Genomic DNA, 20,332 nt, shown 5'->3' on the forward strand with positions numbered 1-20,332 from the left:
AACCCGCGAACACTCGACGCGCGTCCAGCGTACGGTCACCGGTGCGTGCCGCCGAGGGGCGGCCGTGCGAGGAGGAACACCGACATGAGCAGCACCGGCGCCGTTCGTGATCAGCCGACCAGGAGTCTCGTCCCGGCTCGGATGGATCGCTTGCCCTGGACCCGGTTCCACTGGTCGATCGTGGTCGGCCTCGGGATCTCGTGGGTCCTCGACGGCCTCGAGATCCAGATCGTGTCGAACGCGGGATTCCAGAAGCCCCTCGGCCTCTCGACCCAGGAGGTCGCCGACCTCGGGACCATCTACCTGTTCGGGCAGGTCATCGGCGCGCTCGTGTTCGGGCGGCTCTCGGACCGGCTGGGTCGACGGAAGCTGTTCCTCCTGACCCTCGCGATCTACCTGGTCGGCTCGGGCATCGCCGGGTTCGCGCCGGACTTCGCGTTCCTCGCGGTGTTCCGGTTCGTGGCCGGCCTCGGTATCGGTGGCGAGTACGCGGCGATCAACTCCGCGATCGACGAGCTCATCCCGTCGCGGTTCCGCGGACACGTGGACATCGCGATCAACGGCACGTACTGGGGCGGTGCCGCGATCGGTGCGGCCGCGAACATCTACCTGCTCAACACCGCGAACTTCTCGGAGAACGTCGGCTGGCGCATCGGGTTCTTCATCGGCCCGGTGCTCGGCATCCTCATCATCTTCCTGCGGCGACACATCCCGGAGAGTCCGCGATGGCTCATGACGCACGGGCGCGAGCAGGAGGCCGACGACACCGTGACCCGGATCGAGGCCGAGGTCGAGCGGGAGTCGGGGCATCCCCTCGAGCGGGTCGACGAGTCGAAGGCGATGGACGTCACGCCGCTCGACCGCGTCGGCTTCCGCACGATCGTCGGTGTGCTGTTCCGGCAGTACCCCACGCGGACCCTGGTCGGCGCGACCATGATGATCACGCAGTCGTTCCTGTACAACGCGATCTTCTTCACGTACGCGCTCGTGCTCACGAACTTCTACGGCCTGCAGACCTCGCAGACGTCGATCTACTTCTTCCCGTTCGCGATCGGGAACCTGCTCGGGCCGCTCGTGCTCGGCCGGCTGTTCGACACCTGGGGCCGTCGGCAGATGATCTTCCTGACCTACCTGGTCTCGGGGATCGTGCTGGCCGTCTCGGCGTTCCTGTTCCAGGCCGACGCGATCAGCGCCACCTGGCAGACGGTGTTCTGGTGCGTCTCGTTCTTCTTCGCCTCGGCCGGTGCATCGAGCGCGTACCTGACGGTGAGCGAGATCTTCCCGCTCGAGCTGCGGTCGCAGGCGATCTCGTACTTCTTCGCCCTCGCGCAGATCTTCGGCGCGGTCGCGCCCCTCATCTACGGCGCGTTCATCGGCGACGGGTCGAGCCGCACCCCGCTGTTCTGGGGGTACCTCATGGGCGCCGCGATCATGGTGCTCGGTGGTGTGATCGCCCTGATCTTCGGGGTGGACGCGGCGCGGAAGGGCCTGGAGTCCGTCACGCAGCCGCTCTCGGTCGTGGGAGGCGGGGCGCGCACGAGCGACCGGGCCGACCGGGCTCGCGCGCGCCGGTAGGCGCGGCTCCGCGCCGCTCGGGGTTCGACTTCGTACTTCGTATCCCGTATTCAGGATGTTTGGCGCATCGAACGGTCGCCTGGCAGCCTTCCGGTTCGAGCGTGTGGAAGCCACGCGCTCCGGACCAGGGGCGGAGGCGACATGGGGTCAGCGCAGGGCGGAGTCGAACCGGGGCGAGCGCGGGGCATCCAGGTCGGTGCGGTGGCGTGGACGGGTGCGGTGGCGCGGACGGGTGCGGTGGCGCGGACGGGTGCGGTGGCGTGGACGACCGTCCTCGGGGTCGGCCGGACGGCTGCCATCGGCAGCTGCGGCAGCGCCCGCGATCTGAGGTGCTGCCCCGTCCACATCGAGAGTCCGAGTGCGCTCGTCCCGAGTCGGCACATCCAGCGGGGCACGGGCCGATGCCGCTGAGCGAGGGTGTCGTGATGCACCGCTCAGATCGCGCCCCGGTCCCGGGTGGGCGGACGACGTCCCCCGCCGATGGTGGTGCGCGGACCAACGCTGCACCAGCCGCCGGGCTCGGTCGGTCAGCGACGCGCGCGGGTGCTGCCGGGCTCGACACCGGCGTCGTGCCGATCGACGAGACGCCGGGTGGGGGCATGACCGGTCCGGACGCAGGGGTGGGTGGCGCGGTGCGCCGTGACCTCCTGCGCGACGCGGTGTTCACGCGGCTGGTCCACCGGATCCTGCGCGGGGAGTACCGGTCCGGGCAGCGGTTGCGGCTCGACGGGATCGCCGCCGAACTCGGGGTGTCCCGGACTCCGGTGCGCGAGGCCCTCGTCCCGCTCGAGGCGTTGCGGCTCGTCCAGGTACAGCGTTACGTCGGCGTGGTCATCGCGCCCTGGACGCCGGCGCACATGGTCGAGCGGGTGCAGATCGCGCAGGGTCTGCTCGCGGTGCCGTACCCGACATCGTCCATCGAGCGTCATCGGAGCGACCCGCCGGTCGACGTCGGAGCGTTCGATGCGACCGCGCTCCGGGCCTGCCGATCCGACGCCGGTCGGTTCGCCGTCCTCGCCGAGTGGACGCTCCGGCGCCTCGATCGCCCGGTGAGTGCGGACTGGCTCGCGGCGCAGCTGCCCGTGCTCGACGCCTTCTACATGCGTGAGGTCGCCGGCCGGCACGGGTTGGACGTCGCCGTCGGGGCCGCGGAACGCGCGAGCTCGCTGGCGTCAGCGCTCGGGGCGGTGTGGGACGAGGACCTCGTCGCGGCCATCCGTCACCTCGACGCCTTCGCCGACGCGCTCGCTGCGTTCGACCGAGGGACCCACAGACGCGACCTCCACTGAACGACCATCGCGGAACTCGGCTACCGCTGCTAGCGTGATCGCAATTCGTGATAGGAGGGCCCATGATGTTCGAGACCGCACTGCTCACGAGCTTCCTCGCTGTGGAGCGCACGGGGGGCTTCACCGCTGCTGCCAAGGACCTCGGTCTGCGGCAGTCGACGATCAGCGGACACGTCGCCCGACTCGAGCGACAGACCGGTCGGCAACTGTTCCGACGGGACACGCACGCCGTGGAGCTGACACCGGACGGCATGGCCATGGTCCGCTTCGCCCGCGAGATCCTCGCCGCACAGGGACAGGCCGAGGCGTACTTCACGGACACCGGACTCGCCGGTCACATCCGGTTCGGTGCGTCCGAGGACATCGTCGCGACCGGTCTGCCGGACATCCTGCTCGACTTCCGGAACGCGTACCCCTCGGTGGACCTCGACCTCCGGGTCGGGCTGACGGCGGAACTGCGCGAAGAGGTCCGGAGCAACCGGCTCGACCTCGCCCTCGTCAAGCGCCGTCCGAGCGAGGACGTCGGCGACCTGGTGTTCCGCGACCCGCTCGTGTGGGCCGGGCGCGAGGGTGAGGTCGTCGACCCGGACGAACCCGTGCACCTCGTCACCTACCCCGGCACGAGCGTCACCCGTGATGCCGCCGTCGCCGCGCTCGAGGGTGCCGGCCGTCCCTACCGGATCACCTGCGTGTCCGCGAGCCAACAGGGCATCCGGGCAGCGGTGTACGCCGGGCTGGGCGTGACCGTGCACCCCGGGTCGATCCTCCCGGCCGGGTTGGTCCCACTGACCGGACTGCCGGACCCGGGCTGGACGGAGTTCACGCTCGTGTCGCGTGCCGGACCGCCGAGCGTCGCGATGTCGGAACTCGTCAACGCGATCCGTACGGGCGCGGACCGCGTCATCAAGGGGCATTCGATCGCGCGCGCGGGGGCCTGACGCTCCCTCGACGTGACCCCCATTCGGGGGCACGCCGAGGGGATCCCGGCGGTGGCCACCCGCTCGGGTATCGTCCCCGCGGACGACGGCACCCGAGCCGTCAGCCCGAACTGCCAGGAGGAAGCGTCGTGTCCGACTTCGACGACCTCACCGACCCGCGGCGGGAGCCGACGATCCTCCGAGGTCCGGGCGGTCGTGTGATCGGCGCACGGCACGGTCGACGGCACCGCGGGTTCCGGCCGGCGCGACTCCTGGTGGGCGTGGCGATGCTCGCCGGCATCAGTGTCGTGACCGCCGGCTCACTCACTGCCTACGCCGCCTACGACCTGGGGCACCGGATCGCCCAGAACGCGGTCGACGTCGGGGGAGCGGGCGGGCAGAGCACCGACGGCGCGTTCAACGTCCTGGCCGTGGCTGCCGACAACGACCCCGGGCAGGGCACCGAGTACGGGGTCCGGCAGGCGACGCTCAACGACGCGAACGTGCTGCTGCACGTGTCCGCGGACCACACGCAGGCCGTCGCGATCAGCTTCCCCCGCGACCTGCTCGTCGACCAGCCGGCCTGCACGAGCCACGGGACGACGACTGCCGCGGTGCAGGACACCCCGCTCAACGAGGCGTACGGGCGCGGCGGCCTGGGCTGCGTGGTGAGGACCGTCGAGCAGGTCAGCGGACTGCGCATCCCGTACGCCGCGCAGATGAGCTTCGACGGCATCATCGGACTCTCCGACGCGATCGGCGGTGTCCCCGTCTGCGTGACGGACGACGTCGACGACCCGTACACGGGCCTCCGGTTACGCGCCGGCGAGCACACGGTGTCGGGGGCGACCGCGCTGGCGTTCCTCCGCGACCGCCACGGGATCGGCGACCAGAGCGACCTGTCCCGGATCTCGAGCCTGCAGCAGTTCCTGTCGTCGCTCGTGCGGAAGGTCAAGGGCAACGGCACGCTCGGCGATCCGGCGAAGCTGTACGGGCTGGCCCGCGTCGCCTCGCACACGGTCAAGCTCTCGACGACACTCACGGATCCGTCGACCATGGTCGCCATGGCGCGGACGTTCCAGGGCATCGGACTCGACCGCATCACGTTCGTGCAGTATCCGGGCGCCACAGACGACCCGGACCACCCCGGCAAGGTCGTTCCCGACTCCACGACCGCGCGCCAGCTCATGGCGGCGGTGCGTTCGGATCGGTCGTTCTCGCTCGCCGCGGGGTCGGTGGGCCGTGGGTCGGAGTCGGTCAGCGGTGGGTCGAGCGGGTCGGGTGGGTCGAGCGGGTTGGGCGTGTCCAGCGCGGCGGGCGGGTCCTCGGGTGCGAGCGGCGGTGGCTCAGGCGGCAGCGGCAGTGCTGGCTCCGGCGGCTCCGGCTCCGGTGGCTCCGGCTCCGACGCCGATTCCGGCTCCGGCTCCGGCTCCGGCTCGGCAGGGTCGGGAGGCGCGGGGCACGAGGGGACTTCGGCCTCCGCACGTCCCGAGACGATCAGCGGCGTGACCGGTCAGACCGCGCAGCAGCGGACCTGCGCGGTCGCGGCCGAGTGACCGGAGGAACACTCGGGTCGCGGACGCGACCACGAGGTGACGTGCGGGGTGAGCGGGGCCGGAGCTGGGCCTCCCGGCCGGTGCGCTCGTCGTACCGTCCTGCCCGAGTCGACACATCGTCGGCTCGGACAGGAGGAGTGCCATGAGCGTCGTCCGAACCGTCAGCGTCCCGGCCCCCGACGGGAGTCCCGCGCACTGCTGGGCGGGGATGATGATCCCGCAGGCGGTCGTGCGGAACCCCCGGAACGGGCACGTCCTCATCGCCCGGTACCGGGCCGACCGGACGATGGGCGTGCTCGACGTCGACGTCTCCGGCGCGACGGCCCGCACCCGATCGGACACCACGCTGCTCGACGGTGCCGGCGCCGCCGTCGTGTTCGACCAGGGGCAGGCGACGGCGACGGCGAGCAACGGGAACATCAACGACTCGCACAACCTGGTGTCCGCGGTCGTCGACCGGCAGGGGGACCTGCACGTCACCGGGAACAACCACAACACCGCGCTCCGGTACTGGCGGACCACGTCGGCGGACGACCCGACCACGCTCCGGAGCAAGGACGCGCCGGGGCCCATGGACGGCGTCTGGGTGGTGAAGGACCGCACGGGCGCCGAGGTCCGGCGGTACCTCGACGCCGGTGCGGAGCTCGGCGCCTGCAGCTACCCGACGTTCTTCCGAGGCCCCCAGGGGCAGGTGTTCCTGTCGTGGCGGAACGGGGAGTCCGGCCGCGGCAACCAGTTCCTGTACGGGTACGTCGAGTCGTCGAAGCGGTGGGTGAGCGTCGCGGGGGAGGACATGCGGTACGCGCCGTACCCCGACGGCCGCATCCTGCTCGAGGGCATGTCGAACGACGTCAGCCCCTATCCGAGCGTGCCGGTGCCCGGGCCCGACGGATGGTGGTGGATGGTGTGGGTCTGGCGCGGGGACCCGACGGACGCGGACACGAACGGACGGCTCTCGGCGGCGCGGAGCCAGGACCTGCGCCAGTGGTACGGCCTCGACGGGACGACGCTCCCGCCGACCATCACGTTCGGGACGCCTGGGGTCGTGGTGGACGACCTCCCACTCACCGGGAGCGGTCTGCTCAACGACGCGACGCGCATCGGGTTCGACCGTGCAGGGCGACCGGTCATCGCCTACTACAAGTACGTCGGCAGCGGGAGCGGGCGGACGACGCAGCTCTTCGTGGCCAGGCCGGACGGGGCCTCCCGGCAGTGGGTCGTGACGCAGGTTTCGGCCTGGAGCGGGGCCTACGACCTCGCCCGACTCGGCACCGCGCAGCAGGGCATCGCGGTGACGAGCGTGTCGACACCGGTCCCGGCGGCGGCACCGAACGACGTCGTCATCGGCTACGCGCGATCGAACGGACCGGCTCGCGCGATCACGGTGGCGAGCGGGGCGAGCGCCGGCAGCGCACACAGCGTCGCGGACGCGCCCATCCCGACCACCACGACCCCGCCCGAACTCACACAGCGGTCCGTCGACCCCGCGCGATACCCCGGTCTGGCCGTGCGGACGGCCGTCACGGACGCCTTCGACGACGGCGGCCGCCGCGTCGCGTGGACGCTCCGGTGGGACGCGGGGCCGTACCGGAACGATGGGCGGGCGCCCGACGTCGCGTTCTCGGCCGAGGGGTCGCCCCTGACGCTGGTGCTCACCGACGTGGACGACTCGGGGGTCGCGGGGTAGGCGGTCGGGCGGGGCGGGCAGCGGTGGCTCAGAACCCGTAGAGCAGGGATCCGTGGAGCTCGACGCCGGATACGGCGGAGACGGTGGGATTTGAACCCACGGTTCCCAAAAGGGAACTCCACCTTAGCAGGGTGGTGCACTAGGCCTGACTATGCGACGTCTCCCGGTGCCCACCGGAGCGAGCACGCGACCACCATCATAGGGGAGCCGAGCGGCGGGCGGGACCATCGCCTCCCGGACCGGTGCGCCTGACCCGCGCCACGCAGACCCTCGAAATGGGGACAACGCGCCCGTTGTCCGCCGTTCTGGGGACTCGTAGCATCGGCTCCGTCGCGCGCGCGATCACATCCGGGTCGTCTGATCCGGTGCGCGGACACGTACACAGCAGAGGCGTCGCTCCTCGCGAGCCCCAGGGCGCGGCCGTATCCGATCGGCATGCGCGGGGTGGGGAGCGGCTCGAGGGGGCGCGGCCGTCGTGTCGCGTCCCCTCCTGTACTGCTGCGCGTCGTGTGCGAGCCCCGCAGATTGCTTCGGCCTGCCGCCGACGTCATGTCGACTCGCGTCCCCACGGGGTCGCCGGATCACCGCGGGGAGATCGGCACGATGGCGCCGCGAGCAACGGAGCGAGGGGTTGCTTGTTCGAATGATGCTCGCTAATCTACGGGCGGCCGGGTGTCGGGGCTGGCGGTCATCGTGCTGGTCGACGCAACGAAGCGTTTTCCCGGGAGCTGGTCAACCGCAGCGGTGAATCAGGGGCACATGCGACGCGAGACGAGCACACAACCAGGGCGGGCAGGGGAAACCGTCGTCGAATTGGCGGCGTTCTCGAAGTCGTTCGGGGAATTCCCCGCGGTGCAAGATCTGGATCTCGAAATCGGCCGCGGTGAGGTGTTCGGTTTCCTCGGTCCCAACGGAGCAGGCAAGACGACCACCATCGAATGCATGGTGGGCCTGCAACGTCCCACCAGCGGAGTCATCCGCGTACTCGGACTCGACCCAGCCATCGAGCGACAAGCGATCACACGTCGTGTCGCAGTACAGCCGCAGTCGGCGAGCCTCTTCGACACGCTCACCGTGCGGGAAACGCTCGAGCTGTTCGCCTCGTTCCACGAGCAACCCAGCCCCATCGCGGACGTGCTCGCCGAGGTCGGTCTCTCGGATCAAGCGGTCGAACGGACGAAGGGACTGTCCGGCGGGCAGACGCGCCGGCTCCTCCTCGCTGTGGCCCTGGTCGCAGATCCCGAGGTCCTCGTCCTCGACGAACCGTCCGCCGGCCTCGATCCTGCGGCACGACAGGCGCTGTGGCAGATCATCCACGGCCTGCGGGACAGGGGAACGACGATCGTCCTCTCCACACACCACATGGACGAAGCGACGACGGTCTGCGATCGTGTCGCCATCATCGTCGGCGGGCGCCTGGCTGCACTCGACAGCCCGGACGAGTTGATCCGTCAGCACGCGACCACCAGTGACGTCGCCTTCACCGTGGCCCCGACCGTCACCGATGAGCAGATCGGCGCCGCCCTGCGGACTCCGTACAGCTCCGAACCCGTGCTGGGAGGTGTCCGCGTGCAGGTCACGACAGAGGACCCGGACGAACTGATCCGTCGAGTGACGTTCGCCCGGACCCTGCGGGCTCGCGAGCTCAATGTCCGCCAGGCGAGCCTCGAGGACATCTTCCTGCAGCTCGCAGAACTGCCGGACGAACGTCGCGTGCGCCGGGGGGCGACGACGAAAGGGAATCGGCCATGAGAACCGCACCGAGCGCCTCCGCGCGGTCGACCCATCGCGACGCGTTCCGGCAACTGGTGTTGTTGAGCTCTCGAGAGCTGTTCCGGAACATCAAGACGGTCATCGCCTTGATGTTCATGTTCTTCTTCTTCCTGATCCTGATGGTCGGGATCGACTTCGTCATCAACGGCGGTCGGCCCGCTCCAGTTGCGTCGGTCGCGAACGGGCCACACACCGCGCAGGTCGTCGAGGCGTTGCGGAACCGCGACATCGCCGTGCGGGCGGAGGACGCGGCGACCGCCAGGATCACGGTCGAGGATGACAGCGCGCGGATCGTGCTCGTCGGCAAGACCAAACCGGCGTGGAAGCACCTCGTCGCCGCGGTGCACTCCACCGGGATCCCGTCGGCGGACATCGTCGTCACTGATGCGTCCGGCGAGGCCGAGACCGACATACTGCGCGTCAATCTCGCCACGGTGCTGGTCACCGGGTTCATGGCGATCGCGTTCATGGGGACCTCCGTGCCGTTGGTCGCGCTCCGGCAACGCGGCACACTCCGGCTGCTCGGGACGACTCCGGTCAGACGGATGGCGTTCATCCTCGCGCAGAGCCCGGTGCGCTTGGCCCTGGGCATCGCCGAGGCGATCGTCATCGTGCTCATCGCCTGGAGCCAGGGGTACGTGGAGTCGTTCAACATCGTGCGACTGTTCGTGACCCTCGTCCTCGGGTTGGCGATGCTGTTCGCCTTCGCCTACCTCTTGGCGAGCCGTTCCGCCAACCCTGATGTGACCACACAGATCACCGGGTTCCTCCCGGTCATCGTCATCCTGACCTCCGGCACCGTCGTGCCGATCGACGTGTTCCCGAACGCAGTGCGCTCCATCACCGACGGGTTCCCGAGCACGTGGTTGATGCAGGCCATCGGGGCGGACATCACCGGGACGGACCCGTTCGTCTCGGTCTACTGGCTGTGGCTGATGATGGCCGCGGTCGGCATCGCAGCTGCGCTGCTCGCGGCGCGACTGTTCAAGTGGGACCAGGGCGAGCTGTAGTCGCGATGTTGAGGAGATGCCGCTGGCGTCCGCGGGTCGCTTGGGTGTCCGAGCCTTGTCGTTGCGCCGGCCTTACATAAGGTTGTGCCATAACCTTATGCAAGGGGGTGGCGACCGATGAGTTCAGGAGCGAGTTCGGCAGGGCAGGACGGTCCGGCGGTGCGGTACGAGGAGCGCGTGCTCCCGCCTGTGCACAACCCGGACCTGCTCTCGCGACGAGCAGCCGAGCGGCGTCGCGCGCCCTACCTCGCCGCCGTTCCACCGGCGATCGCCGCGATGCCCTTCACGATCCCCACCGAGGTCCTCGCCGAGGTCGATGACGCGTCCAGGACGATCACCCGGTTCGATGCGGAGTTCGCGGGATTCCCGGCGCCGTTCTCGGCGGTCCTGCTCCGCAGCGAGTCCGCGTCGAGCTCGCAGATCGAGCACCTGACCTCCGGTGCGCGGGCCATCGCCGAAGCGGAGATCGACGAGCGGATCCAGGGCAACGCGCCGCTCATCGTGCGCAACGTCCGCGCCATGGAAGCAGCGATCGCCCTCGCCGACGACATCAGCGACGCGACGATCATCGAGATGCACCGCCAGTTGCTCGAGAGCTCCGCACCCCGGCTGGTCGGCGGGTACCGCGCCGAGCAGGTGTGGATCGGGGGCGCACTCCCGCACGACGCGGCGTTCGTCCCGCCGCACCACGAACGCGTGGCGGATGCGATGGCCGATCTCGTCGCGTTCACCAGGCGGACGGACCTCCCCGTCCTCGTCCAGGCGGCCGTCGCACATGCGCAGTTCGAGACCATCCACCCGTTCCCCGACGGGAACGGCCGGACGGGCCGCGCGCTCGTGCAGGCCATCCTCCGCAACGGTCGGCTGATCCGACACATGACGATCCCGGTCAGCAGCGGCATCCTCACGGACGTCGACGCGTACTTCGATGCGCTCGACGCCTATCGGCGGGGGGACGTGGCCCCGATCGTGACCGTGTTCGCGACGGCCTCACTCGCAGCGCTCCGCAACGCGACCGTGCTCGCCGAGGACTTGGCGCGACTGCAGCGCGAGTGGGACGGTCGGTTGACGGGCCTCCGTGCGGACTCGACGGCGCGACGGCTCGCGCGGGTGTCCATCGAGCACCCGGCACTCAACGCTCGGCTCGCACGCGAGCGCACGGGCGCGAGCCAACCGGCGGTGGACAACGCGCTGCAGCAGTTGACCGAGCGCGGGATCCTCCGGATGGTCAACGGCCAGCGGCGGAACCGGGTGTGGCTGAACCCGGAGGTGCTCGACGCCCTCGACGCCTTCGCGGAGCGGAGCGGCCGGCGCCAGGATCCGTCGTACTGACGACCCTCCGGACACCGCCACTTCGGGGGTACGCGAGGACTCCTCGCGACCCCTATGCTGACGCTGATCGGTGGATCCGGTCGCAGCGCCGCGGACCCGAACCCGGCGGCGCACGGAGGGGAACATGCGCAAGCGCGCCATCACCATCGGCCTCGTGCTCACGGCGGTCGCGGTCGCCGGGGTGGGCAACGCCACCGCCGCCGAGGCAGCCACCACCAAGTACGCCAACTGCACCGCGGTGCACAAGGTCTACTCGGGCGGCATCGCCAAGACCTCGGTGACGTACAACACGGTGCACCACACCAACGGCACGGTCGAGCACCGCAAGCTCAAGGGCACCGTCAAGAAGGACAACGCCCTGTACTCGGCGAACAGCAAGCTCGACGCCGACAAGGACGGGATCGCCTGCGAGGCTGACTGACCCGGCGCGACGGCCGCGCCAGCGGGATGAGCCGCGGAACGGACCAGGAGCCGCGCATCGCCCCGGTTCACAGTCCGTTCCGCGGCTCATCGACGTCGGTGCGACGTCGGTGCGACGTCGGTGCGACGCCGCGCGACGGCGGAGGCGGTGCGCCGCCTCAGACGAGGATCGCGTCGTGCGGCAGCAGCGCGTGCACGCCCCACGTCTGGTTCGCGATCTGGGTGACCCGCATGCTGACGGCGACACTCGCCATCGCCAGGGCCTGCGCGCGGGTGACGTCGTGCAGCGCAGCGATCCAGTCGACCATGGCGTTCAGGGCCGTGGCGGTCGCCGCGTTGAGGTCGGCGTCGAACCCGAAGGTGATCCGACCCGCCGGGGTGTCGGCGTGGACGCCCGGGACCGGTGCCGTGTCGAGCAGGGACAGCGTCATCGTCGTCGTCATGTCGCACTCGACGGCGGTGCCCGAGACCTCGCCGTCGCCCTGCGCGGCGTGGCCGTCGCCGACGAACAGGAGCGCGTCCGGCACGGTGACCGGGAGGTACAGCGTCGCGCCTGCGACGAGCTCGCGGCAGTCGATGTTCCCGCCGCCGACGGGCCGCGGCGGGATGGTCGAGTGCTCGCCGGTCGGCTCGGGAGGCACGCCCACGACGCCGAGGAACGGTGCGGTCCGGACGCCCAGGCCGAGCTGGTTCCGTGCCACGCCGGCCTCGGCGTCGATGTCCCAGAGCAGCGGGCCCCGCGTCGCGGCGTCGGCGAGACCGAGGGCCCGGTTCAGCTCGTTGTCGACGCCGCCCGAGCCGGTGTAGCCCCAGGTCCCGGGGACCAGGGCGTCGAACCGCACGGCGAGCACCTGCCCGGGCAGCGCGCCGGTGAGCGCGACGGGGCCGACGAGGCAGTGGCCGCGGCGGCTCGTGATGAGTGTCGGGACCTCCTGGCCCGGCTCCTGCTGTCGTTCGAGGTACCCGGCCGCGCTCAGCGTGCGGACGGTGACGGTGTCGCCGGCGGACGCCCGCAGGACGGGCGCGCGCTCCGCCGTGAAGACGTCGATCGCCGTGTCGGTCGTGGGCTCGAGAACGTGGTCCGCCATGCACCGATCCTGCCACCGAGAGGGGTACAGAACGGCGCCCGCCGTCGCGGAGGGGGCTGCCATCGGCCCGAGGTAGCATTCCCGGACACGTCCTACGAGCCTGGAGGTCCGGCTTGCCACACAGCGCTGACGTCGCCGATCCGGGGGGACCGGGCCGGGCGGGGGCATCGTTCCCGGTCGACGAGATCCGCTCCGCGGGCGACGCGATCGTGCGTGCGGTGGGCACGGTCGTGGACGGCAAGACCGAGGCGATCCGCACCGCGCTGACGGTCATGCTGGCCGAGGGGCACCTGCTCGTGGAGGACGTCCCGGGTGTCGGCAAGACCGTGCTCGCGAAGGCCCTCGCGGCCACGGTCGGTGGGTCGGTGAGCCGCATCCAGTTCACGAGCGACATGCTGCCGTCCGACGTGACGGGCGTGAACATCTACGACCAGGCGTCCGGGTCCTTCCGGTTCGCCCCCGGGCCCGTGTTCGCGAACGTGGTCATCGGCGACGAGATCAACCGGACGAGCCCCAAGACCCAGTCCGCCCTGCTCGAGGCCATGGCGGAGTCGCAGGTCACGGTCGACGGCGTGACACGGCCCCTCGAGTCGCCGTTCATGATCGTCGCGACGCAGAACCCCATCGACATGGAGGGCACGTACCCACTGCCCGAGGCACAGCGTGACCGCTTCATGGCCCGTATCACCATGGGCTACCCGAGCCTCGACGCCGAACGCGAGATGCTCCGCAGCCGTGGCGTCGGTGACCCGATGTCGGCACTGCGGCCCATCGTCGACGTCGCGACCCTCGCGGCGATGATCCGGGCCGTGCACGCCGTGCACGTCGCGCCCGACGTCGAGGGCTACGTCGTCGACATCGTCCGCTCGACCCGGAGGCACCCGGACCTGCTGCTCGGTGCGAGTCCGCGGTCGACCCTGCACCTCGCCGGTGCCGCACGCGCTCGCGCCGCGCTCGAGGGTCGTCCGTTCGTCACCCCCGACGACGTCGCCGCGCTCGCCCCGGTCGTGCTCGCGCACCGCCTCGTGCCCGTCGCCCGGAACCTCGGCGGCGGTGCTGAGGACGCCGCTCGTGACGTCGTCGTCCGTATCGTCGCCGACACGGCGGTGCCGTTCGGCGCCGCGGCCGTGCGGTCCTGATGCCCGGGACCCGCCGCGGTCGGGTCGCCCTGCCGCGCCCGACCTCACGCGGGTGGACCACGGTCGCGGTGGGCATCGGTCTGGTCGGGGCCGGGCTCGTGGCGACGACGAGCCTCGCGGTGACGGCCGGGCTCCTCGTCCTCGTGCTCGTCGTCCTCGGCGCCGTCGTCGCGATGGTCGCCGCCCGACCGATCCGGGCGACGCGGCAGGTCCCGCGTACGACGATCGAGGCCGGTGCCGTGTTCCGCGCCACGCTGCTGGTCGAGGGTCGGCAGCGGGCGCTCGGCGTCGTGCGGGTGCTCGTGCGTGACCGCCTCGACGACCACTTCGCATCGGCAGGGGACCTCGAGGCCCTCGTCGACGTCGGGTCGGGTCGTCCCCCGGCGCGGCTCACCGTCGAGGCCATCGCCGCGCGCCGCGGTCGTCCCCGGTTGGGTCCGGGGACGGTCCGTGTCGCCGACCCGTTCGGACTCGTCCACGTCGACCGGGTCGTCGTGGCGGCGCAGGAGATCGTCGTCGTGCCCCGCACCACGGTGCTCGGCGCGATCGAGACGGGCGTGCTCTCGGGCGCGGTCTCGGCCGAGGCCGGACGAACCGGCCAGGGCGGGTCCGCGGACGACAGCGAACTCCGGCCCTACCGACCGGGCGATCCCATCCGCCGCGTGCACTGGGGGCAGAGCGCCAAGCGCGGCGAACTCCACGTCCGGCAGACCGCACAGGCCCAGCCGCCCGAGGCGACCGTCCTGCTCGACGTGCGCCGCGCCTCCTACCAGGAGCTCGGCCGCGACCCGTTCGCCGAGCTGTCCGACATGGCCGGGGACGCCGCGTTCGAGCACGCGGTCGTCGTCGCCGCGAGCGTCGCACGGGTGCTCGCCGCGCGGACGTCCCGCGTCGCCCTCGTCACCGCGGACGACGTCCAGCCGTCGCCCGCGGGGGACCTGGCGTCCGTGCTCGTCGGACTCGCCGACGTCACGCTGCGCTCCGACGCGCGCCCGGTGGCCGAGGTCCTGCCCGAGGTCCGTGCCGTCGACGTGCACGGCATGACCGCGGTCGTCACGGGCCAGTGCACGGCGGAGCAGGCGTCAGAGCTCGTCGCTCGCACGCCCCCGGCCTCGCGCGGGCTCCTCGTGGCGATCACGCCACCGGACGCCGCCGCTCGCGGGGTCCTCGACCGTGCCGGATGGCGCGTCCTCGTGGTTCCCGTGGGCGGGAGTGCCCGATGACCGACACCGCCCGTCGCCCGGTCACGGGCCGTGACGTCCTCGAGCGCGACGACCGCACCGACGAGGACCCGGGCACGCCGAGCCGCATGCTCGTGGCCGCCGCGGCGCTGCCCGTGGTCGTGGCGTCGCTCGCCGTCCGCCCGCTCGTGCAGGGGATCGCGTGGTGGGTCTCCGCGCTCGTCGTCACCGCCCTGCTCGTGGGCGTGATGCTCGCCGTCCGCACCCGCCCGCGGTGGGCCCGCTTCGTCGCGCTCGTCGTCACCCTCGTCGGCGGTTCATGCGCGCTGGCGATCCTCGACGGCACGGAGCCGCTCGGGTGGCTCGACCGCAGCGGCGCGCTCGGGCAGGCGCTGCTCGCGATCAAGGTGAACCCCGCGCCGCTCCCCGAGACCGACGCGGTGCAGCTCGTCGTGTCCGTGACGCTCGTCTGGACCGCCGGCGTCGCCCTGTTCGTCGCGGTCATCGCGCCCACGGCCGCCCTCGCCGCCGTGCCCGCGTTCGTCGCACTCGTCGTCCCGGGGATCGTGACGGGAACGGCGCCGAGCGTGGTGCTCGTCGTGCTCACGGGCATGGCGTTCCTGCTCGTCCTCTGGTTGTCGGTCCGGCCCGTGCAGCAGGCGTTCCCGGCGATGGTGATCGGCGCGGTCGCCCTCGTCGTCGCGGTGGGCCTGCCGACCGTCGTCCCGATCGACGCCAGCTGGCTGTCGGGGGTCACGGGCGCGATCCAGGCCCCGATCAACCCCGGGCGCCCCGGCACCCTCCTCAAACTCGGTGACGACCTGCGGCGTCCGAGCGAGATCGAGGTGTTCCGCTACCGGACGACGACGGGGGTGCCGGAGTACCTCAAGCTCGCGGACCTCGACGAGTTCGGCACGGGCGACTGGGTGCCCTCGGTGGTCGATGCCAGCACCGCCCCGAGCGCCGACCAGGGCCAGTTCGCCACCGGGGTGAACCCGCGGGTCGCCAGCCGCGAGGACGTCCAGGTCCGGGTCACCGGGCTGTCGAGCCAGTACCTGCCGCTGCCGTCGGGTGCGGTCGGGATCCAGTCCCGGTCGACCGCGCTCGACCTCACCCAGTGGCGGTGGATGGGGCGGTCGAACACCGTCCGGTCCACCGGGCAGACGACCCGCCGCGGCGACGTCTACCAGGCGTACGGGGTCGCGACGTTCGCCAACCCCTACCTCGACGCGATCGCCCAGCACGGTCGCTTCGGCATGATCGCGAGTGGCGACTGGAACCGTCCGACGTCCGCCCAGCTCCGCACCGACCTCCAGCTGCCGCGCAACCTCCCCGGGAGCATCCGCACCGCCGCCGAGCGCGTCGCCGGGACGGCGGGTGACCAGTACGAGCAGGCACGCGCACTCGAGTCGTGGTTCCGGAGCGGCCGCTTCACCTACTCCGAGACGGCGCCCGTCGAGCAGGGGTACGACGGCGACAGCATGGACGTCGTCGCGAAGTTCCTGCAGGTGCGGGCCGGGTACTGCGTGCACTTCGCCTCGGCGATGGCGGTCATGGCCCGGGTGCTCGGGATCCCGTCGCGCATCGCGGTCGGGTACCGGCCGGGCGGCACGCAGAAGGACGGCGAGTACGTCGTCTCGAACCGGCAGCTGCACTCGTGGCCCGAGTTGTACATCAAGGGTGCCGGCTGGGTGGGCTTCGAGCCGACGCCGGTCGCACAGGACCAGTCGGACGCCGAGCTGCCCGCCACCGCGTCGCCGACCTCGCTCCCGACGGTCACGCCCCTCCGCTCCGCGCCCGCGAACCAGCCGACCGCGCAGCCCTCGTCGGCGTCGCCGACGCCGGATGCTGCGTCCGGCGCTGGCACGGGCGGACCGGGCGGCGGCTCGGCGACGTGGGAGATCGCCCTCGCGGTCCTCGTGGCGCTCGGTGCGCTGGTCGGGCCGGGACTGTTCCGCACCCTCCGCCGTCGTCGACGTCTCGGACTGGTCCAGACCGGTCGCGATCCCGCCGCCAACGCCTGGCGCGAGGTGATCGACGACGTCGCGGACCACGGGTTCACGCCGGCGACGGTGCCGCCGGACGATCCCGCGCTCGCGGCCCGGACGGCCCGAGCGGTGCTGACGCGCCTGGGTGCCACCCTGCCGCCGGCGACGCTGACGCCGCTGGGGACGGTGGTCGACGCGCTCGACCGCGAGCGCTACGCACGACCGGGTACCGCACCGGTCGACCAGGACCGGTTGCGGGACGCCGTTCGGGAGGTCCGGGTCGGGCTCGACGCAGCCGTGTCACCCTGGCGCCGGGTGCTGTCCCGGGTGTGGCCGCCGTCTCTCGCGCCGTCGAGAGCGTGGACCGGTCGCGGGCGCCGACATGCCGCACCGCAGGCGCCGCGACCCGCCGAGTAGGTCCCGTCGCGACCCGCCGAGGAGGTCCCGTCGCGACCCGCCGAGGAGGTCCCCGCCGCGCTGCTGAGGACGTGCTGCCACCGACCCCGAGGCGGTGTCCCGGCCCGCCGCCGAGTAGACAGGACGGGTGGACGGACTCGAGCTCGCCGTCGTGCTCGGCGCGACCATCCTCGTCGGGGGCGTGGTCGCCCAACGCATCCGCGTCGCGGCGCCGCTCGTCCTCCTGGTGCTCGGCGCGGGGGTCGGGTTCCTGCCGGGGCTCGGCGGCGTGCGGCTGCCGTCCGAAGCGGTGCTGCTGCTGTTCCTCCCCGCGCTCCTGTACTGGGAGTCCCTCAACACGTCACTGCGCGAGATCCGGAGCAACCTGCGCACGATCGCGCTGCTCGCGGTGGGTCTCGTGTTCGCCACGGCCGCGGTGGTCGCGGTCGTCGCACACCTGCTCGGGCTGACCTGGGCGCTGTCGATCACGCTCGGCGCGGTCCTCGCCCCGACCGACGCCACGGCGGTCGCTGCGGTGGCCGCGCGGTTGCCCCGGCGGCTCATCACGACGCTGCGGGCCGAGAGCCTCGTCAACGACGGCACCGCGCTCGTCCTCTACTCGGTCGCCGTGGGCGCCGTGGTGAGCGGGCAGGACATCGACGTGTGGGGCGCGGTCGTGCGGTTCTTCGCCTCGTACGGGTTCGGCATCGCGATCGGCCTGGCGGTCGGTCTCATCGTCTACTGGGTGCGGCGGTACCTCGACAACCGGCTGCTCGAGAACACGCTCAGCGTGCTCACCCCGTTCCTCGCGTACCTGCCCGCCGAGCTGTTCGGCGTCTCCGGGGTCGTCTCGGTGGTCACGGCGGGGTTGCTCCTGACGCAGATCGGGCACCGCGTCATCAGTGCGCACGCGCGGATCCAGGGGTACGGCTTCTGGCAGGTCACGTCCTACCTGCTCAACGGCGCGCTGTTCGTGCTCGTCGGACTCGACTTCCACCCGACGCTCCTCGCCGTGCTCCACGACGACTGGGTGACGGCACTCGCGCTCGGGCTCGGGAGCACCGCCGCGGTGATCGGCATGCGGTTCCTCTGGGTCAACACGACCCCGTACGCGAGCCGGTTGCTCGACCGGCGGGCGGGGGAGCGCGACCGGCACCTGCACTTCCGGGAGCGCATGCCGATCGCGTGGGCCGGGTTCCGGGGTGCGGTGTCGCTCGCGGCCGCACTCGGTGTCCCGCGCGCCATGTCCGACGGGAGCCCGGTCCACGACCGCGACCTCGTCATCGCGGCGACGTTCGTCGTCATCCTCGTGACGCTCGTGGTCGAGGGACTCACGATGCCCGTGATCGTGCGATGGGCACGCCTGCCCGAGGATCCCGAGGAGCAACGGGAGGAGATCGAGGCAGAGCGGGCGGCCCTGCAGGGGGCGCTCGATTCGCTCGACGACGTCGCGAGCCGGCTCGAGTCGCCCGAGGAGGTCCGCGAGGACCTGCGCGCCGACTACGGGCGCCGCCTCGAGCGGCTGCGGCGCGATGCGGAGGCCGCCGAGGGCGACGCCGCGGCGGCGAGTCGGGCGGCGGCGGACGCCGGGGTGACCGTGTCCGCCGCGGTGATCGGCGGCACGGGCGGATCGGCCGGCGAAGCCATGGCTGCAGGTGCCGACGGCCCCGACGCGGAGGACCCGATCGGCGGGGCTGCTGAGGATGCGACGGAGGGCGAGCCCGACGAGATCCAGCTCGAACGGGAGGCCGAGCAGGCCGACATCGCGCTGCGGCTCGCGCTGCTCGAGGCGAAGCGGACGGCCGTCGACGACCTCCGACGCTCCCGGGCCATCGACGACGCGGTGATGCGGCGCGTGCAGGGCCGGTTCGACGTCGAGGAGCTCCGCCTCGCCGCGATCAGCGAGGACGACTGAACCGAGCCCGAGCAGGTGGCGGCGGACCGGGACGGCGGGCGACGGCCCTCCGGCGGATCCCCACCGCTCGGGGCGAGGCCGCGGGTGACGCGACGGGCGCGGACCGGTGGAGCCGCGCCTCCCGGCGGATGCGGCGCGCCGCGGTCCCGGCAGCATGCCCGGAACGCCGAGGAGGACCGCCATGCCCACGATCACCTGCGTCATGCCTGCCCGGAACGCGGCCGGCACGGTCGGCACGGCCGTGCGGACGGTCCTCCGCGCGCTCCCCGAGGACGGCGAGCTCCTGGTGCGCGACGACGGCAGCACGGACGACACGCTCGGGGTGCTCGAGCGGATCCGGGACGCCCGGCTCCGCGTCCTGGTCGGGCCGAGTGTCGGGATCGCCGCCGGCATGAACACCGTGCTCGACGAGGTCACGGCGCCCGTCGTCGCACGCATGGACGCGGACGACGTGTGCGCGCCGTTCCGGTTCCGGCGGCAGCTCGCCCTGCTGCGGTCCGCGGACCTCGTGTTCGCGCCCGCGGTCGACTGGCTCCCCGGCACACCCGTCGCGCGCCCGCAACCGCTCCGCCGACTGTCCGCTGCGGCGGCGCCGTTCGCGCTGCTGCTCGAGAACCCCTTCATGAACCCGACGATGACCGCGCGCACCCGGCTGATCCGAGACCTCGGCGGATGCCGATCCGTCGCGTCCGAGGACTACGACCTCTGGCTCCGCGCTGCCGGTGCGGGGCTCCGGCTCGTGCGGGACCGGGTCCCGGCGGTCCTCTACCGACGCCACCCCGGCCAGATCACGGCACAGTCGTGGTGGCGGGCCGCCCGCGCGGACACCGAGCTCGTCCACGAGGCGTTCGACGCGCTCGCGCTCGCGACCGTCGGGTTCCGTCCCTCGTGGTTCGCGTGGCGTCGGGCCGGACTGCCGGCGGGTGGGGCGCCGGACGGGATCGGCGAGGAGCTGCGGCGGTTCCGGGGTGCGGTGGCGGTCCTCCCGGCCGGGCAGCGGCGGCCGTTGCTCCGCCGGGTCGCGCTCATGGAACGGCGGGCGTTGCTGCGCTGACGGCGACGGCCG

The 20,332-nt window shown here is 72.0% G+C and carries 15 protein-coding genes and 1 tRNA gene; 14 read left to right on the forward strand and 2 right to left on the reverse strand.

The annotated features are described in order from the left end of the window. The first annotated feature begins 84 nt into the window (after positions 1 to 84). From DEI88_RS03375 to DEI88_RS03395, 5 genes are all read left to right on the forward strand, one after another. Positions 85 to 1,575 (forward strand): MFS transporter, encoded by a 1,491-nt coding sequence (locus DEI88_RS03375; RefSeq protein ID WP_181441247.1) that lies wholly within the window; start codon positions 85 to 87, stop codon positions 1,573 to 1,575. A 425-nt stretch (positions 1,576 to 2,000) separates the two neighbouring features. Next, positions 2,001 to 2,864, forward strand: coding sequence for a GntR family transcriptional regulator (locus DEI88_RS03380; protein ID WP_146246079.1), 864 nt, complete (start codon positions 2,001 to 2,003; stop codon positions 2,862 to 2,864). A 62-nt stretch (positions 2,865 to 2,926) separates the two neighbouring features. Then, entirely contained in the window at positions 2,927 to 3,802 is an 876-nt protein-coding gene (locus DEI88_RS03385; RefSeq protein ID WP_220035650.1) for a LysR family transcriptional regulator, read from the forward strand. 128 nt (positions 3,803 to 3,930) lie between these two features. Further along, positions 3,931 to 5,337 carry an LCP family protein gene (locus DEI88_RS03390; RefSeq protein ID WP_111072275.1) on the forward strand — a complete coding sequence of 469 codons (1,407 nt, stop codon included), beginning with the start codon at positions 3,931 to 3,933 and terminating at the stop codon, positions 5,335 to 5,337. A gap of 142 nt (positions 5,338 to 5,479) precedes the next feature. After that, positions 5,480 to 7,024 carry a BNR repeat-containing protein gene (locus DEI88_RS03395; protein ID WP_111072274.1) on the forward strand — a complete coding sequence of 515 codons (1,545 nt, stop codon included), beginning with the start codon at positions 5,480 to 5,482 and terminating at the stop codon, positions 7,022 to 7,024. Positions 7,025 to 7,099: 75 nt separating this feature from the next. On the opposite strand, the gene DEI88_RS03400 is transcribed toward DEI88_RS03395, so the two are convergent. Further along, positions 7,100 to 7,188: transfer RNA gene (locus DEI88_RS03400), tRNA-Ser, on the reverse strand. Positions 7,189 to 7,696: 508 nt separating this feature from the next. Here DEI88_RS03400 and DEI88_RS03405 point away from each other — a divergent pair. The 4 genes from DEI88_RS03405 (at position 7,697) to DEI88_RS03420 (ending at position 11,560) form a co-directional block, all read left to right on the forward strand. Beyond that, the gene (locus tag DEI88_RS03405; RefSeq protein WP_146246078.1) at positions 7,697 to 8,776 is read left to right on the forward strand and encodes an ABC transporter ATP-binding protein; all 1,080 of its coding nucleotides are present in this window, start codon (positions 7,697 to 7,699) and stop codon (positions 8,774 to 8,776) included. Beyond that, a complete protein-coding gene (locus tag DEI88_RS03410) occupies positions 8,773 to 9,807 on the forward strand; it encodes an ABC transporter permease (RefSeq protein WP_111072272.1) in 1,035 nt (344 codons plus the stop codon). The genes DEI88_RS03405 and DEI88_RS03410 overlap by 4 nt, the downstream gene beginning before the upstream one ends. Positions 9,808 to 9,984: 177 nt before the next feature. Beyond that, on the forward strand, positions 9,985 to 11,139 hold the full coding sequence (locus tag DEI88_RS03415) for a Fic family protein (RefSeq protein WP_258375119.1): 1,155 nt from the start codon (positions 9,985 to 9,987) through the stop codon (positions 11,137 to 11,139). Positions 11,140 to 11,263: 124 nt separating this feature from the next. Next, on the forward strand, positions 11,264 to 11,560 hold the full coding sequence (locus DEI88_RS03420) for an excalibur calcium-binding domain-containing protein (RefSeq protein WP_111010079.1): 297 nt from the start codon (positions 11,264 to 11,266) through the stop codon (positions 11,558 to 11,560). Positions 11,561 to 11,717: 157 nt separating this feature from the next. Here DEI88_RS03420 and DEI88_RS03425 read toward each other — a convergent pair whose 3' ends face one another. Further along, entirely contained in the window at positions 11,718 to 12,647 is a 930-nt protein-coding gene (locus DEI88_RS03425; RefSeq protein WP_111072270.1) for an acetamidase/formamidase family protein, read from the reverse strand. 113 nt (positions 12,648 to 12,760) lie between these two features. Between DEI88_RS03425 and DEI88_RS03430 the strand changes: the two genes are divergently transcribed. From DEI88_RS03430 to DEI88_RS03450, 5 genes are all read left to right on the forward strand, one after another. Beyond that, positions 12,761 to 13,786 (forward strand): AAA family ATPase, encoded by a 1,026-nt coding sequence (locus DEI88_RS03430; RefSeq protein WP_220038168.1) that lies wholly within the window; start codon positions 12,761 to 12,763, stop codon positions 13,784 to 13,786. Continuing rightward, entirely contained in the window at positions 13,786 to 15,009 is a 1,224-nt protein-coding gene (locus tag DEI88_RS03435) for a DUF58 domain-containing protein (RefSeq protein WP_111072269.1), read from the forward strand. The genes DEI88_RS03430 and DEI88_RS03435 overlap by 1 nt, the downstream gene beginning before the upstream one ends. Continuing rightward, a complete protein-coding gene (locus DEI88_RS03440) occupies positions 15,006 to 17,372 on the forward strand; it encodes a transglutaminase TgpA family protein (protein WP_111072268.1) in 2,367 nt (788 codons plus the stop codon). Before DEI88_RS03435 ends, DEI88_RS03440 begins: the two co-directional genes overlap by 4 nt. Positions 17,373 to 17,499: 127 nt before the next feature. Beyond that, entirely contained in the window at positions 17,500 to 19,266 is a 1,767-nt protein-coding gene (locus DEI88_RS03445; protein ID WP_111072267.1) for a Na+/H+ antiporter, read from the forward strand. 181 nt (positions 19,267 to 19,447) lie between these two features. Then, the gene (locus tag DEI88_RS03450; RefSeq protein WP_181441246.1) at positions 19,448 to 20,320 is read left to right on the forward strand and encodes a glycosyltransferase family 2 protein; all 873 of its coding nucleotides are present in this window, start codon (positions 19,448 to 19,450) and stop codon (positions 20,318 to 20,320) included. Positions 20,321 to 20,332 lie beyond the last annotated feature (12 nt).

The organism is Curtobacterium sp. MCBD17_003 (genome assembly GCF_003234885.2).
GTDB lineage: Bacteria > Actinomycetota > Actinomycetes > Actinomycetales > Microbacteriaceae > Curtobacterium.